At 55.0% G+C, this 15,179-nt stretch carries 11 protein-coding genes and 1 pseudogene; 11 read left to right on the forward strand and 1 reads right to left on the reverse strand.

The features are described 5' to 3' along the window. Positions 1-77 precede the first annotated feature (77 nt). The 7 genes and pseudogenes from Q5911_RS01745 (at position 78) to Q5911_RS01775 (ending at position 7,829) form a co-directional block, all read left to right on the forward strand. The gene (locus tag Q5911_RS01745) at positions 78-1,574 is read left to right on the forward strand and encodes a Na+/H+ antiporter NhaC family protein (protein ID WP_303180512.1); all 1,497 of its coding nucleotides are present in this window, start codon (positions 78-80) and stop codon (positions 1,572-1,574) included. A 436-nt stretch (positions 1,575-2,010) separates the two neighbouring features. After that, positions 2,011-2,544: a helix-turn-helix domain-containing protein gene (locus tag Q5911_RS01750; protein WP_087172956.1), complete on the forward strand. Its 534-nt coding sequence runs from the start codon at positions 2,011-2,013 to the stop codon at positions 2,542-2,544. Positions 2,545-2,571: 27 nt separating this feature from the next. Next, a pseudogene (locus Q5911_RS01755) lies at positions 2,572-3,651 on the forward strand (ABC transporter ATP-binding protein); the annotation flags it as partial. Positions 3,652-4,149: 498 nt separating this feature from the next. Continuing rightward, positions 4,150-4,992, forward strand: a complete 843-nt coding sequence (locus Q5911_RS01760; RefSeq protein WP_303180515.1) for an ABC transporter permease — start codon at positions 4,150-4,152, stop codon at positions 4,990-4,992. Beyond that, on the forward strand, positions 4,989-6,884 hold the full coding sequence (locus Q5911_RS01765; RefSeq protein WP_303180516.1) for an extracellular solute-binding protein: 1,896 nt from the start codon (positions 4,989-4,991) through the stop codon (positions 6,882-6,884). The genes Q5911_RS01760 and Q5911_RS01765 overlap by 4 nt, the downstream gene beginning before the upstream one ends. Positions 6,885-6,914: 30 nt before the next feature. Then, the gene (locus tag Q5911_RS01770) at positions 6,915-7,532 is read left to right on the forward strand and encodes a flavodoxin family protein (RefSeq protein ID WP_191384205.1); all 618 of its coding nucleotides are present in this window, start codon (positions 6,915-6,917) and stop codon (positions 7,530-7,532) included. Positions 7,533-7,706: 174 nt separating this feature from the next. Continuing rightward, a complete protein-coding gene (locus tag Q5911_RS01775; protein ID WP_303180519.1) occupies positions 7,707-7,829 on the forward strand; it encodes a hypothetical protein in 123 nt (40 codons plus the stop codon). Between the two features lie 27 nt (positions 7,830-7,856). Here Q5911_RS01775 and Q5911_RS01780 read toward each other — a convergent pair whose 3' ends face one another. Next, positions 7,857-9,236 carry a vWA domain-containing protein gene (locus Q5911_RS01780; protein WP_303180520.1) on the reverse strand — a complete coding sequence of 460 codons (1,380 nt, stop codon included), beginning with the start codon at positions 9,234-9,236 and terminating at the stop codon, positions 7,857-7,859. 188 nt (positions 9,237-9,424) lie between these two features. On the opposite strand from Q5911_RS01780, the gene Q5911_RS01785 reads away from it, so the two are divergent. The 4 genes from Q5911_RS01785 to Q5911_RS01800 all read left to right on the forward strand — a co-directional run bounded on the left by Q5911_RS01785 (position 9,425) and on the right by Q5911_RS01800 (position 15,158). Beyond that, the gene (locus Q5911_RS01785; protein WP_303180521.1) at positions 9,425-10,765 is read left to right on the forward strand and encodes a replication-associated recombination protein A; all 1,341 of its coding nucleotides are present in this window, start codon (positions 9,425-9,427) and stop codon (positions 10,763-10,765) included. A 26-nt stretch (positions 10,766-10,791) separates the two neighbouring features. Continuing rightward, on the forward strand, positions 10,792-11,709 hold the full coding sequence (locus Q5911_RS01790) for a YitT family protein (protein WP_303180522.1): 918 nt from the start codon (positions 10,792-10,794) through the stop codon (positions 11,707-11,709). Between the two features lie 210 nt (positions 11,710-11,919). Next, positions 11,920-13,677 carry a diguanylate cyclase gene (locus Q5911_RS01795; RefSeq protein ID WP_303180523.1) on the forward strand — a complete coding sequence of 586 codons (1,758 nt, stop codon included), beginning with the start codon at positions 11,920-11,922 and terminating at the stop codon, positions 13,675-13,677. 95 nt (positions 13,678-13,772) lie between these two features. Beyond that, positions 13,773-15,158 (forward strand): diguanylate cyclase, encoded by a 1,386-nt coding sequence (locus tag Q5911_RS01800; RefSeq protein WP_303180525.1) that lies wholly within the window; start codon positions 13,773-13,775, stop codon positions 15,156-15,158. Positions 15,159-15,179: the final 21 nt, after the last annotated feature.

Raw genomic sequence — 15,179 nt, forward strand, 5'->3', positions numbered from 1 at the left:
CAAGGTAAAACGTAACTTTAACCAATAAAAAGCATGGTAGTTTTGGACACTACCGAGTAAAAGAAGGAGGTATTTTTATGGAGCAGCAGAAGAACACGCAGACAAAAGAAAGACTGGAATTTCGCGGCGGATGGGCCATGGCTTTTCTTCCGGTTGCGATCTTTCTCTTTTTCTGCATCCTCTATTTTGTCGTCTTTAAGGCATTTGAGATGTATGCGCTGGCCATGGGAGCCTTTGTGGGGCTTCTCGCGGGGGCCATGTTTGTGAAAAAAGGACAGTATGACCGTTTCTGGGAGGCTGTCTATGAGGGGGCCAGGGAGGCGGTGCCCATCGGTATCCTCCTTCTCATCATCGGCATGTTTGCATCCATGATAAAGGCGGCTGATATCTCCTCCGGCTTTGTATGGCTGGCAGATTATTTCCATGTGAGCGGCGGGCTCTTTACGGCATTTACCTTTTTTGCCGTCTGCGTCATAGCCACTGCCACCGGCTCCTCCCTGGGGACTATGTTTACCTGCTTCCCCATCTTTTATCCGGCGGGCATCCTGCTGGGGAGCAACGCGCCGGTGCTGGCCGGGGCCATCGTGGGCGGCGCTGTCTTCGGAGACAATCTGGCGCCCATCTCGGACACCACTATCATCTCAGCCGGGACCCAGGAGTACAGGAACCGGCCGGGAACAGCGGATGTGGGAGGATGCGTGTCCACCCGCCTGAAATATTCCCTTGTAGCCGCGGCCTTTTCCTTTGTCCTGTTCTGGGTGTCCGGCGGAGGCGGGACCGCAGGGGCAGGAGGAGAGGAGATACTGGCAGGAAACAGGAACCCGTCTACCCTGATCATGCTCATACCTGTGGCAGTCATGCTGGTGCTTGCGGTGAAGACAAGGAACATCTACAAAGCCATCACAGCCGGCACCCTCCTGGGAACAGCGATCGGCCTGGGGTCCAGGCTCCTCACGTTTGCTGATGTGATCTCTATCCAGGACGGCGTTCCCGCAGGATTTCTGACAGACGGCATCAGCGGCATGATGGCCACGGTGGTGCTGGTGCTCTCCGTGTACGGCATCATGGGTGTGCTCACTGCGGCAGGCGTTCTGGACCGTATCGCGGAGGCAATCCTGTCGAGCCGCCTCGGAAAGAGCGCGAGGGGAGCGGAGGTGGCCATGATGCTTGGCATCTCCGTCACCACCCTTATCTTCGGCGGGGTGACAAGCGCCTCCATGGCGACTTTTGGAAAGATACAAAATGAGATCGGCAGGCGAGCCGGGCTCCATCCCTACCGCCGGGCCAACCTGCTGGACGGCTTCGCCAACGCCATTGTGCTGAATGTTCCCTTCCTCAGCGTGTTTGTATTTATAGGCACCTCCCTGACAGAGGGCTACGACATGGCAGCGCCCCTCACTGTCACACAGGTGGGAGGCAGCATGTTCTACAGCATGATGCTGTTCCTTGTCCTCCTCTTTTCTGTCATCACTGGATGGGGCAGAGATTATGAGGGAGAGAACGGCGAGCCTGTGAGGGGGAAGAAAGAGAGGAAAGAGAAGGCGGCCGGAAGGAAGAGCGTGCTGGAAGCTTAAGAAAGGAAAATGGCTGGACAGCGACAATTAGCCGGTAATCAGCCTGTGGTTTAAGCCGCCACAAAAACGGAATAGAAAACCCCGGAGGTCTGGCACACCTCCGGGGTTTTCGTTTTGCGTGTTCCTCTTGGAATACTTGTATCTTTTAGCCTAATGGCATTATAGTATATGCTTTCTGAGAATGCAATATACATATTGGAAGAGTATACATATGTGATATCTGATTTTGCTACATCTAAATCTACCGTATCCCCGTCAGAGTTGATGAGGGTACGCCCCGCCAGGTCAGGCAGATGGGAAAAATCCTTCACAGTGAGCAGACAGAAAAGATAAAAATTCGTCAAAAGCTATTGCATTTCTGACAGACCTATGTATAATAGAGAAGGTTCATTAATTTTTAACGAAAAGTATAGTATTAGAAAACAGGAGGTGCGGTGTGGATATTGGAAAGAAACTAAAGGAGCTGCGGCTGCAGAACGACCTGACTCTGGGAGACCTGGCCTCCAGGAGCGAGCTGACAAAGGGATTTCTGTCCCAGGTGGAGAGGAACCTGACGACCCCCAGCATTGCCACCCTGGAGGATATCCTGGAAGCCCTGGGCAGCAGTCTGTCTGAATTTTTCCGGGAGGAGGAAGAAAAGCAGATCGTCTTTCCGACAGAGGATTTCTTTGTGGATGAGCAGGAGGACTGCACCATCGAGTGGATCGTCCCCAATGCCCAGAAGAACCAGATGGAACCCATCATCCTGACGCTGCACCCGCGCAAAAAGAGCCAGGTCATGTCCGCCTACCAGGGGCAGGAATTCGGATATGTGCTCAAGGGGAGTGTGACCATTGTACAGGGAGGCAAGAAGTACAGGGTGAAGGCGAAGGAGACCTTCTACCTGGACGGGACCACAAGCCATTATCTGTACAACCACGGCAGCAGTGATGCCAGAGTGCTCTGGATCACTACGCCGCCCATGTTTTAGCATGTTCTTACAGGAAGGAGAAGTGAGATGGAAGAGAAAAAACTGATAGAGTTCCGCAATATTGTAAAGAATTTTGACGGACAGATCGTTCTGAAGGGGATCAACCTTGATATATACGAAAATGAATTTGTCACCCTGCTGGGGCCCAGCGGATGCGGAAAGACTACCCTGCTGCGGATCCTGGGAGGATTTCTGGATGCGGACGAGGGTTCTGTCATCTTTGACGGGGAGGAGATAAGCAAAAAGCCGCCCTACGAGAGGGAGCTGAACACCGTGTTCCAGAAATACGCCCTTTTCCCCCATCTGAGTGTGTATGAAAATATCGCCTTTGGGCTGAAGATCAAGAAGATGAGCAAGGACGTCATCGACCAGAAGGTGATGAAGATGTTGAAGCTCATCGGCCTGGAGGGCTTTGAGGACAAGAATACCACCCTTCTGTCCGGCGGGCAGCAGCAGAGGGTGGCCATCGCCAGGGCCCTTGTAAACGAGCCCAAGGTCCTGCTTCTTGACGAGCCACTGGCAGCCCTGGACTTAAAGCTCCGAAAGGAGATGCAGTACGAGCTGAAAAGGATCCAGCAGGAGGTGGGGATCACCTTCATCTTTGTTACCCACGACCAGGAGGAGGCCCTGACCATGTCTGACAAGATCGTGGTCATGAAGAACGGAGAGATCCAGCAGGTGGGCAGTCCCCAGGATATCTACAACGAGCCTGCCAACCGTTTTGTGGCCAACTTTATCGGGGAGAGCAACATCATCCCGGCAGTCATGCCGGAGGACTACAAGGTGCGCTTTGACGACATCACCTTTGACTGTGTGGATTTTGGCTTCAAGGAGAACGAGCCGGTGGACGTGGTCATCCGTCCCGAGGATATCGACATCGTGGATGTGAAGGACGGCAAGATGACAGGCGAGGTGTTGAGCGTGCTCTTCAAGGGAGTCCACTATGAGATCATGGTGGAGACCGTGCCCGGTACCAGTGTGACAGTCAACATGCGCGTCATAAGGAACCAGGATGTGAAGAGCGAGGACGGCAAGGAGATGATCAGCGCCAACGACTTCTATGTGGATATCGACGATGTGGAGGGACTGGACGACAAGGAGATCATCGCCCTGTCCAACGCCCAGGCCTGGGACCCGGAGACGGACGAGTACATTTCCATCGCAAAGGTGGAGTACAGCCTGGAGAAGGAGGAAGGAAAATATCCGGTCACCTTCACCACATCAGGCGGCACCAGCATCGAGAAGACCATCTACGTGGTGGACCAGCCCTTTGTCAAGAACGAGAAGGCAAACGAGGGCGTCATGGCCTTCAACTTCTTCAAGACTGTGGATGAGATCACAGAGTCCCAGGCTCTGGACACGGACCTGAAGACCTGGGCCGGCGCCCAGGGATGGAAGCTGAGCAACGAGGACGAGTCCGTGGACCTCAGCGTGGACTATGATTTCGAGCCGGAGAACGTGAAGGAGGGCGTCTACCAGATCACCTTCTCCACCACGGGCCGGGAGTTCAAGATACACACCACAGACTACACCCAGGAGGGACAGGAGGTGGGACTCACCTTCTTCCCGGAGGATATCCACGTTATGTCCAGGGAGGTATTTTAGATGAAAAGATTTTCAACACTGGCAGTGCCCTACATTGTGTGGGCCGCGCTGATGCTGGTGCTCCCCATGGCGCTGATCGCCATGTACTCCTTCATGGAACCGGGAAACAGCATCATATCTTTTTCCTTTACACTGGAACACTATGTGAAGTTCTTCACGGATCCGGATTTCCTCCTGATCCTGTGGCGCTCCCTTGTGATCGCTGTGAAGACCACCATCATCTGCCTGATCCTGGGCTATCCTGTGGCGTACTTTATCGCCAGGAGCCGGGAGAAGGTGCAGAACATACTGATCCTGTGCATCACCATTCCCATGTGGATCAACATGCTGGTGAGGACCTACGCCTGGATCGGACTTCTCAGCGAGGGGGGCATCATCCAGCGGATACTGGGCCTCTTCGGCCTCGGGGATGTGGAGCTTCTCTACACGGAAGGGTCCGTGCTCCTTGGCATGGTCTACAATTTTCTGCCCTTTATGATCCTGCAGATCCAGACGTCCCTGTCCAAGATGGACTACTCCCTTCTGGAGGCCAGCGCGGACCTGGGAGCCAGCCCGGTGCAGACCTTCAGGAGGGTGACATTCCCGCTGTCCCTGCCGGGCGTCATCAACGGCATCACCCTGGTGTTCCTGCCGGCGGTCAGCTCCTTCTTTATCCCGAAGCTGCTGGGCGGCGGACAGTATTTCCTCATCGGAAATATGATCGAGAACCAGTTTATCACCGTCGGTGAGTGGAACTTCGGAAGCGCTATCTCCATGATCATGGCCGTGATCATGATGCTGCTCATGATGGCGGTGCGCAAGATAGAGATACACAACCAGGGAGGAAAGGGGGAGAGAGCATGAAAAAGAACAGACGCCCATTTGGGAAGATACTGATGGTCCTCATGATCGCGTTTTTTTATCTCCCCATCCTCTACATGATCGTCTTCTCCTTCAATGAGGGGAAATCGCTGACCAGCTTTACAGGCTTTTCCCTGCGCTGGTATCAGCACATGATGGAATCCAGCGATATGATGACGGCCCTCTACACCACCTTCAGCGTGGCCATCATTGCCACGCTTGTCTCCACGGTGGTGGGCACAGTGGCGGCCATCGGACTTTCCAGCTCAAGGAAGATCGTGCGAAATATCATGGAGCAGGTGAACAACCTGCCCATGATGAACCCGGAGATCGTGACAGCCATCGGTTTCATGCTCCTCTTTATCACCTTTAATGTGGAGAAGGGCTACATGACCATGCTGCTGGCCCACATCGCCTTCTGTATCCCCTATGTCATGCTGTCCGTTATGCCAAAGATCCGGTCTCTGGACCCGAACCTGGCGGACGCGGCCATGGACCTGGGGGCTACCCCATTCAGGGCTCTGACGAAGGTCATCGTGCCTCAGATCACCCCGGGCATCCTTTCCGGCGCCCTCATCGCCTTTACCATGTCTGTGGATGATTTTATCATCTCCTACTTTGTGACCGGCCGGGGCGTGAAGAACCTGAGCATTGTGGTCTACACCATGAGCAAGCGGGTCAATCCAAGCATCAATGCCGTGTCCACCCTTGTGGTGGTGATCATCACCATCGTGCTCATCGTCATCAACGTGGCCCCCGTCCTGGCGGCCAGGAGGAGCAGGAAGGCGGAGCTGGGAAGGCGCAGGAGGTTTGTTCCGGCTGTGGCCGTGTGCTGCGCCCTTGTGATCGGCCTCTTTGCCTTCCGCGCAGGAGGGGGAGCCGGCGGGGATCGGCCCTTTGAGGGACAGACCCTCCACATCTACAACTGGGGAGAGTACACCGGCGAGAATATCATCGGCGATTTTGAGGAGGAGACCGGAGCCACGGTGGTCATGGAGAACTTTGACTCCAATGAGCAGATGTACATCAAGGTGGCAAACGGAGAGTCCTACGATATCCTTGTCCCCAGCGACTACATGATCCAGCGCCTGATACAGGAGGACTACCTGCAGAAGCTGGACAAATCCAAGCTGGACTGCTTTGACAAGCTTTCCGATGAGGTGCTGGGGCTGCCCTATGATCCGAACAATGACTACTCTGTCCCCTATTTCTGGGGTACGGTGGGAATCGTGTACGATAAGACAAAGGTGGATATCGAGGACCTGGAACAGGAGGGATACAACATCTTCCTGGACGAGAAGTACAAGGGAGATGTGTACCTGTACGACTCAGAGAGGGACTCCTTCATGATGGCCCTCAAGGCTCTGGGCTACTCCATGAACACGGAGAACGAGGCGGAGCTGCAGGAGGCCTATGACTGGCTGGTGCAGTGCGTGGAGACCATGGACACGGAGATCGTCACAGATGAGATCATCGACAACATGGCACAGGGAAGGAAGGCACTTGGGCTGATCTACTCCGGAGACGCCACCTATGTCATGGCGGAAAATGAGGACATGGGCTACTACATGCCGGAGACCGGCACAAACCTCTGGTCCGACGCCATGGTCATCCCGAAGAACGCGAAAAATCCGGATCTGGCCCACGCGTTCATCAACTTTGCCAGTGACTACGATGGCGCCTACGACAACTCCAGCTACGTGGGCTACACCTCCGCCAACCAGGAGGTCATGGAGGTGCTGTCCGGGGAGGGCGGGGACTACGAGGGCATCAACGCCTACATCCCCAGAGCGGACAATGAAAACGATGAGGTGTTTGTCTACAACGAGAGCACAAAGAAGATCATCAGCGACCTGTGGAGCCGTGTGAAGATCGCGGCCAGCAACGCGGATTAGCATATGTGGAAAGCGGAGGAAGAGAAGAATATGAAGGTTTTAATGATCAACGGAAGTCCTCACGCCAAGGGCAACACGGCTGCTGCCCTGGAGGAGATGAAGAAGGTATTTGACGCAGAAGGGATGGAGGCGGAGATCCTCCATATCGGAAACAAGGATATAAGAGGCTGCATCGCCTGCCGCTCCTGCCACAACACAGGAAAATGTGTCTTTGACGACTTTGTCAATGAGACGGCGGCGAAATTCGAGGCGTGCGACGGCCTTGTGGTGGGAAGCCCGGTGTACTACGCTTCCGCCAACGCCACCCTCATCGCCTTCCTGGACCGTCTGTTCTACAGCACGCATTTTGACAAGACCATGAAGGTGGGAGCCAGCGTGGTGGTGGCAAGACGGGGAGGCCTGTCCGCCACCTTTGACGAGCTGAACAAGTATTTTACTATCTGCGGCATGCCGGTGGCCTCCAGCCAGTACTGGAACAGCGTCCACGGCCAGATGCCCGGGGAGGCGCTGGAAGATGCAGAGGGATTGCAGACCATGCGGACCCTGGCCAGGAACATGTCCTTCCTCATGAAGAGCATTGCCCTGGGCAAAAAAGAGTACGGGCTGCCGGAGAAGGAAGAGGGACTGCACACCAATTTTGTGCGGTGACAGATTTCCTGCGGCAGCAGAGCAGAAGAACTGTATAGGAATAGAAAACGCCCGGGAGAGGAGAGCGCCTTTCCCGGGCGTTCCTTATGCCTTCCAGGCATTGGAAGGTATGAAGAGCAGGTATTCGACAGGGAAAAGGCAAGGAGGCTATAATGGAGGGCGGGGTGAAATGCTTTGAAACAATTTCTGATGAAGATAACAGAACCAAAGGCCGGCCTTCCGGAAGAGCGAAAGCTTTTCTCCAACCGGGACCTGAAGATACTGATCCTGCCCCTTTTTCTGGCACAGGTTCTGTAAGGGAAGGTGGAAGGAGTTCCAGGTCATCTAGGAGACCACAGAGCCGCAGCACTGGAAGTCTGTGTCGATATTGTGTGCGATGACCCGCACCTTCAGGTTCCTCTGGCTGCAGAGGGAGCCGGGGCAGCCTCCGGAGACGTTCAGATCCTCCGGCAGGACGAATCTGACGCACTTGACTGTCACGTCCCGGCAGGTGGGAGCGTAGTGGGCGGGAATCGTGATGGCCTTCATGCCCCGTGAGTGTTCCTGCCCGTTCGTGTCTGTCTCGGTCAGGATGATGCCGAGGGCCACCCGCTTTCCGGGGCAGACATTTTTGACAGTCACATCCAGCTGGAGGATGCGCCCCTGGGACTCCAGCCAGGTATCTCCCAGGTCCACGGTCAGGGAGTCCTGACAGCTCTCGAAGGCAATGTCTGCCGGCTCGGGACAGGGCTCCGGGTCCACGATGATGCCGCAGCTTACCTCCACAGACGGGTCCGGGAAGGTGACCGCATTCTGCTCTGTGTCCTCGTAGATGATGGACTGGTTCACCAGCTTTGTTCCGGCGCTCAGTGCTGTGTGACGGATATAGAATTCAAGGGAAGCCCCCTCGTTTCCCGCTGCCCCCAGGGCCGGGATCTCCCAGCGCAGGGAAGTCTGGCTGAGCACTGTGGCGGTTCCCTTGGTGGGAAGGCCGATGCTCACAATGGTGAAGTCCGGGTTGACCGTCTCGTTGATGACGATGCTGGTGGCGCCAGGCCTGGAAATGTTGGCGGCCAGGTCGGCAAAAAGGTCCTCCAGGTCCGCGTCATCCGGGGTGACAGCCACGTGGGAGGCGTCCGGGTCAGTGGCCCAGTCATTGAGGACGCTGACGTCGATCCCGTCCGCGCCGATGAGGCCGATGCAGTAGATGATGACTCCCGCGGCCCTGGCGGCAGCGGCCACAGGGGCAGGCGGGGCCCCGGCCGTGGTCTTGCCGTCTGTGAACATGACGATCACCTTGGCGTTCGCGGACAGAGGGTCAAAGAGCGACACCGCCGTTGTGAAGGCGTCCGCGTGGTTGGTGGAGCCTCCGGCTGTCAGGCCGGCCACCGCGTCCTTTAGGTCTGCCACAGAGGTGATGAGCTGCGTGTCCGCTGTGGCCGTGCTGGCGAAGCTGACGATCCCGATCCGGCTTCCGGAGCCGATGGTCCCGTCCCCCGCGCCGTCGGTGGCCTCGTCGATGATATCGATAAATGTGTCCGCCCCTGCCTTCATGTTCTCGAGAGGGCTTCCGGCCATGCTGCCGGACCGGTCCAGCACCAGGACGATATCCGCCGGGTTGGCGGAGATATCCGGGGCCGCCGAGAGGGCCAGAGTGACCTTCAGTGTGCCGTCACAGTCAATCTGTGACAGATTGATCTCTTTGTTGGAATTTGTGATACCCATAGTTGTTCTCCGTTTCTTGTGATGTTGGAAAATCCCCTTCTCTACATCATATGTGCCGGGATGGAGAAAGTGCGCATTTTGTCGAAGGAGAATAAGTCACTGTTGAAACACGAACACATGTTTGATATGATGTGTATAGAGAAGCATCCAAAAAGACAGATGAGAAGATTGGGGTGACAGTTTGTAATATGGAACAGATGACATTGTTTGACCAGAGGGAGGAGATGACGCCTCTGGCCAACCGGCTGCGGCCGGATACGCTGGCTGATTTTGTGGGACAGGAGCACCTGCTTGGACCGGGGAGGATGCTCCGGCAGATCATAGAGAGGGACCAGATCTCCTCCATGATATTCTGGGGCCCTCCGGGTGTGGGAAAGACGACCCTGGCCAGTATCATAGCCGGACGGACCAATGCGGAGTTCATCAATTTCAGCGCAGTCACCAGTGGAATAAAGGAGATACGCTCGGTGATGGAGGCGGCGGAGATGAGCCGCAGGGCAGGCAGGAGGACCCTTCTCTTTGTGGATGAGATCCACAGGTTCAACAAGGCCCAGCAGGACGCCTTCCTCCCCTATGTGGAGAAGGGCAGCATCATCCTCATAGGGGCCACCACGGAAAACCCGTCCTTTGAGATCAACGCCGCTCTTCTGTCCAGATGCCGGGTATTCGTGCTGAAGGCTTTGGAGGAGAAGGACCTGCTGCGGCTCCTTGAAAACGCCCTGAAAAGCCCCAGGGGCTTTGGCGGGCAGAACGTGCAGATCACGACCGGACAGCTCCGGGCCATCGCCGCCTTTGCCGGGGGCGACGCCAGGACGGCGCTGAACACCCTGGAGATGGCGGTATTAAACGGAGAGATAAGAAAGGACGGCATCCTGGTCACCCGGGAGGGGATGGAGCAGTGCATCAGCAGGAAGTCCCTCCTCTACGACAAGACAGGGGAGGAGCACTACAACCTGATCTCCGCCCTCCACAAGTCCATGCGCAACAGTGACCCGGACGCGGCCATTTACTGGATGTGCCGGATGCTGGAGGGAGGGGAAAATCCCCTGTACATTGCAAGGAGACTGATACGCTTTGCCAGCGAGGATGTGGGGATGGCGGACAGCCAGGCCCTGCAGGTGGCGGTAGCCGCCTACCAGGCCTGTCATTTCCTGGGAATGCCGGAGTGTGATGTGCACCTGACCCATGCGGCGGTGTATCTGGCCATGGCACCCAAGTCCAACGCCCTCTATACAGCCTGCGAGGCCTGCAAGAGGGACGTGCGGACGGGGAGGGCGGAGCCGGTGCCCCTGCAGCTCCGCAATGCGCCCACATCCCTCATGAGGGAGCTGGATTACGGGAAGGGCTACGAGTACGCCCACGACAGAGAGGAGAAGCTGACTTCCATGGAGTGCTTCCCTGCGTCCATGAGGGGGACCACCTACTATCATCCCACCGGGGAGGGCCGGGAGAGGCAGGTGGCAGAAAGGCTGGAAAATATCAGGAAATGGAAAAGCGCCCATCTTGACAAAGAGAATGGTTCAGCATAACATGGAAGAAAGGTATATCATTACAGATGAGGAGGAAGGCAGGATGCGGGGGTCCTGCTCAGAGCACCATGAGAAAATCACCGGTTTTTAAAGCGTTTCTTCTGATACTGGGCTGTCTGTGCTGCAGTATCTCTACCAACTGGATCATGATACCCAACGGCCTGGCAGCTCCCGGGATCACAGGTATTTCCATGACCATTGAACATTTCACGGGTATTAACTATGCGCTTATCTACTACGCCATCACCATTATCATCCTGGTCATCACCTGGCTGACCCTGGGAAAGAAGGATGCGTCCAACATTGTCATCCTTTCCATCTTATATCCCATGGTCCTGTGGGTGCTGAGCTTTGTGGACGTGCAGATCATCTTCGAGGAGAAGCTCATCGCCCTGGCGGCGTTCGGGATCCTCTACGGCGTGGGCATCGGCATTCCCTACCGCATCGGATTTTCCTACGGCGGGGACGACACAGTGGCGAAGATACTGAAGAAGACCATATGGAAGTCCACAGAGCTGAAGAAGATCTACTCCTTTGAGGAGGTCATCATCCTTCTTTTCATGACCCTGGCCTTCAGCCTGGACCAGCTGGCCTACGCCTTCGCGGGGCAGCTCATCTATGTGAACAGCATGAACTACGTGGTGTTCAACCTGGGGCCCAAGCTGTACGATGTGCAGATGATCGGAAAGAATATGGAGAAGATAGAGGATTTTGTCATCCATACCATCCACAAGAGCGTGACCATCTACCACGACGCCATGGGGGGCTACTCCAAGGAGCCCAAGGTGCAGATGAGCTGCGTTTGCAATTCCAGGGAGTACGTGCAGCTTCGGGAGTTCATCAAGGAGGGGAACTACGACTGCTTTATCAAGGTCATCCCCCTGATCCACGTGTTTGGGAACAACCGGGATTTCCACAGGCTGGATGACGAGAATATTGAATAAAGTATGAAAGCTAATATGAGCCTTGCGGCCGGGAGGGATCCCGGCCTTTTCTATTGTTTCATCCCGGGAGGAACAAAATGGTCTCTCCTGTCACAATTTTACATTGAAACTCCGCAGGATAAAACTTATAATGAGATAGAGGAATAGGAGCCTGCGGGATAAAAAAGACAGATTTTGTTCCCAAAGAAATGACAACAGGAGGAACCTGGGATGCGGGGGGAAGACAGGGCAATGGAGCTGCTGGACGGAGAGGCGGCCCAAAGGTATATTTCGCAGCATTTAAGGAGTATGGAGGAAAATGACAAGTGTGTCATTTTCCTGATCGATATAGACAATACTGCGGAAATCGTGGAACATTATGGAGAGAAAGAGAAGGAGTGCGTCACACAGCATATGGGCCATATGCTCTCCTCTGTGTTCAGGGCTTCAGATATTGTCAGTCAGGTTGGAAACGATGAATTTATTGTATTTCTCTCCGGCGATTTCACGGAGGAGGAAATTGTCAGGCAGGCGGAAGCGCTGTGTGAAAGCGTACAGTATAGGCCGGAGGAGGCTCCCAAGATCCGGGTGACGGCCTGCATAGGTGTGTATATTGCATACGGAAGGCGGATCAGCTTTGAAAGGCTGTTTGGGCAGGCGGCTGCCGCTCTCTATAAAGCGAAAAAGAGCGGGCGTGGAAGCTTCTATATCCTGACCAACCGGAAAGAGCTTCGGATACAGACCGGCGGATCGGAGGAGGATATTTCCGGGATCTCGGTAAACACTCTCATGGAATATATGGACAGTGGGATCGGACTGCTGGAGATAGGGACTGAGATCCGGCTCATCTATGCCAGCCACGGGCTGTATCAAATGCTGGGAAGGGACAGGGACTCCCTTCCGGTCCCCTGCAGTATCAGAGAGATCGGCATTCACCCGGATTATGAAGCTGACTATGAGGAGGCGCTTCGGGAAGGAGCAAAAAAGGAGGGAGCTACAGACCATATTCATCGGATCTGTGTCGATGGTGATAAATGGGTATGGCGCCATGTGAGGGCTGCGAGGGTGGCCTATCCCGGCAGAGAAAATCCGGTCATGCTGGAGCTGTCCACGGATATCTCGGAGCTGATAAGAACAGAGCGGCAGCTCCGGGTGAGCAATGAACGGCTGCGGGTAGCATTCCGGCAGACCCCCCATGTCCTGTGGGAGGTGGATATAGGAGGACGCACCTTTAATATCTACAATGTGGACGAGCAAAAATGCCAGCAGGATACAGTAGTGACAGATTTTCCACGCTCCTTTCTGGAGAGGAGGATCGTTCATCCCGATTCGGCGGAGGATTTCCGGAAATTTGCCGAGGAGATGATAAGTGGAAGAACGGCGGGGAAGGGGAATTTTATGATGCGGGACTCTGCCAGCCACAGCTATGGATGGGGTTCCATGTCCTACCGTATGACCTACGACGAAGAGGGACGGCCGCTGAAGGCGGTGGGGGTCCAGGCAAAGCTTCCAGGGCTGGCGGGGATTGGCAGCAGCGTGATGAGACGGCGGCCGCTTCCGGAGATCGTCCGGCGGCATCTGCTGATACGCACAAAGGTAAACCTGACAAAGGACGCGGTTGAGGAAATCTGGCTTGGAGGGATTGACCAGACGGCGTGGACATGGGGGAAAACCTACTCACATATTCTGGAAGTTGAAAAACGATATTTGTTTGCCCGGAAGGATGAAAGGAGTTTTCAGGAAAGGTTTTTGAGGGAGAAGCTGATCAGGGAGTATGAAAATGGCGTGCTCTGGTCTGCGGAGGAGTACAGGAATGTGGATGAGGCAGGGCATATCGGGTGGCTCAGAGCTGTCGTAAATCTGGTAAGGAATGTCAATACCGGCGATGTACACATGTATACACTCCGCATCGCTCCCTACAGGACAACAGAGAACAGTATACGCGGGCTTGTTATCACGATCATTGACAGCCTCGGAGCACAGGACTGACCCTGCTAATGGAGACCTGAAGGGTGGATGCCTGCTGTACGACACAGAAAAAATGACAGACAGTCATCAGAACAGGTGTGAAGGAGAGAGAGCGCATGAAAGACATTTTGACAGTCAAAGAGTTGCCGGCGTTTCAGAAGCCGGAGCTGTACCCGGTCCTGGATGAATTTTTTCGTTCCTACTTAGTGGAAAGAGATATAGAGAAGACGCTGGCGTTCGTAACAGAGGATGTGTACAGCATCGGGACCGGAGAGAATGAGGTCGCCGTGGGAAGGGAGCAGCTGGAGGGCCTGCTAAGGATGGAGATTGAAGCAATGCCAGAGCCTATCGCCTATCAGATACTGGAGTACAGAGAGAAGCCTGAGGGTGAGGATGCGGGGACCTGTTTCTGCCAGGTCAGGACTACACCGGAAAAGGGACTTGGAGAGCTGGTATTTTATCAGACTCGTTTTTCTGCCTCCTTCCGGAGAGTGGAGGGCAGATGGCTGGCGAGTGCCATGCACATGTCGGAGGCCAGCAGGTCGCAGGAAAGAGAGGAGTTCTTCCCCCTGCGCTTCCTGTCCAGGCAGGCGGCCAGGTTCAACGAGCGAACCCAGAAGCTTCTCCTGGACATTATGTGTGGAATGATCCCCGGAGGTGTGATTGGCAGATACCTTGAGGAAGGCTTCCCGCTGTATGTTATCAACGATACAATGCTGGAAATGATGGGATATACTTATGAAGAGTTTGTGAATGCCGTGAACAGCAGGGTGGCCAATGCGATCTATGAGGAGGATGCGGACAGAGTTGCGGAGCTCATCCGCAGCAGGATGGAGACAGACGGTGAGTATGTCATGGAATACAGGATCAAAAAGAAAACGGGCGGCTACCTGTGGGTGCAGGATGTAGGGAGGAGGATTGTTACCGAGGACGGCAGGGAGGCAGTCATCAGCGTTCTTGTGGATATTTCGGAGGATGTCCAGAACCGGATCCGCCTTATGGAGGAGTCCTCCCGGGATTTCCTGACAGAGGTCTATAACCGGCGCGGCGGGGAAATACAGATTGCCGAGAGAATGAAAATCCCCATGCCTTACGCCTTCTTCATGATCGACCTGGACAATTTCAAAAAAGTCAATGATCTGTACAGCCACGAGGAGGGAGACCGGATGCTTCATTTTACCGGGAGGATACTCAAGCAGATCTTCCGACAGACAGACGTGGTGATACGCGTGGGAGGGGATGAATTTGCCGTGCTGGCTTATCCCTGTAAGGACATGCAGGCGATCAGGAGAAAGGCCGATGAGGTGATCCGCATGTACGGTGAGGAGGCAGAAAAAAAATATCCCTTGAGCGGCACCTCGGTGTCCATAGGCGGCATATATGGGAGCCGGCCGAGAAGCTTTCTGGAATTATACAAGATGGCAGATCAGGTTCTGTACAGGGTCAAAAAGAAAAAAGGGTACTGTGAAATCTGGGAAGCGGATCAGAAAAACGGCATGTAAAGCATCTGATACAGGAGAGAG

The sequence above is a fragment of the Lachnoclostridium phocaeense genome (genome assembly GCF_959599685.1).
Classification (GTDB): domain Bacteria; phylum Bacillota; class Clostridia; order Lachnospirales; family Lachnospiraceae; genus Claveliimonas; species Claveliimonas monacensis.